General features: G+C 45.3%; 1 protein-coding gene. It reads left to right on the top strand.

The features are described from left to right. Window positions 1-4: 4 nt before the first annotated feature. Window positions 5-1,110 (top strand): IS3 family transposase gene (locus tag IEY42_RS22125; RefSeq protein WP_188927320.1). Its coding sequence is split into 2 segments (ribosomal slippage), with 1,107 coding nucleotides annotated over them: window positions 5-254 and window positions 254-1,110; the frame shifts between segments, so codons are not numbered across the junction. This gene is flagged as partial in the annotation.

The following is a 1,110-nucleotide window of genomic DNA, read 5'->3' as shown; positions in this document are numbered from 1 at the left end:
CTATATGAGTTTAAAGCAATCACACAAGAGTTATCCGCAGGCATTTAAAGATGAAGCAGTATTGATGGTGCTGGACCAAGGCTACAGTGTTGCTGATGCGGCAAAATCTCTAGGGGTTGGCACTAGCCTGCTTTACAAGTGGAAAGAAAAGTACGAGGCCCAACGGCAAGGCATCGCCTTAGAAGAGTCTGAGCGCGATGAGCTTAAGCGATTGCGTAAAGAAAACAAAGAATTACGCATGGAGAAAGAAATACTAAAAAAGGCAAGCGCCTTCTTTGCGAAAGAAATGAAGTAAGATATCGCTTCATTAAAAAACACTCAAATCAGTTCCCTGTTGCGCTGCTATGCCGAGTTATGTGCGTGAGTAAATCAGGCTATTACGATTGGCTTAAACGCCCTGCGAACGTGATAAGCCTTGATACTTTGAAGCTTTATCGCCGTGTTCGCCGCTTATTCGAGAAAAGCCGAGGCAGCTTAGGGAATCGTGAGATGATGAAAAAATTGCGCAAGGAAGGCTACCAAGTAGGTCGCTATGCAGTCCGTAAAATGATGCGACGTTTACGGCTAAAGGTAACCCAACGGCAGGCTTATAAGGTGACAACGCAGCGTAAACACTCTGACGCAGTCGCTGATAACTTGTTGAATATGAACTTTAACCCAAGCGCTGCAAACCAGGTTTGGGCTGGTGATGTCACCTACTTAAAGACGGGTGAAGGCTGGATGTACTTGGCTGTGGTGATGGATTTATATTCACGCCGGATTGTTGGGTGGCACATAGACAAACGCATGACTACAGATTTGATATCCAAGGCATTAATGAAAGCCTACAACCTGCGCCAACCGGCCAGAGGGCTGGTATTTCACAGTGACCGAGGCTCACAGTATACCAGCAAGCAATTCGGTAAGCTGTTATCGAACTATGGTATCCGAGCCAGTATGGGGGATGTGGGTGCATGTTGGGATAATGCCGTCGTTGAACGTTTCTTTGGTAGTTTGAAACACGATTGGATTTTTAAAGTTGCTCAACCAACAAGGGAGTTTATGAAGCAAGATGTGACGACTTACATGAAATATTACAACTTGGAGCGACTTCATTCTGCTAATGGTGAT

Source organism: Shewanella algicola, from assembly GCF_014648035.1.
In the GTDB taxonomy this organism is placed as follows: Bacteria; Pseudomonadota; Gammaproteobacteria; order Enterobacterales; family Shewanellaceae; genus Shewanella; species Shewanella algicola.
The sequence above is the reverse complement of the archived record's forward strand: the minus strand, read 5'-3'. Positions and strand labels throughout refer to the sequence as shown.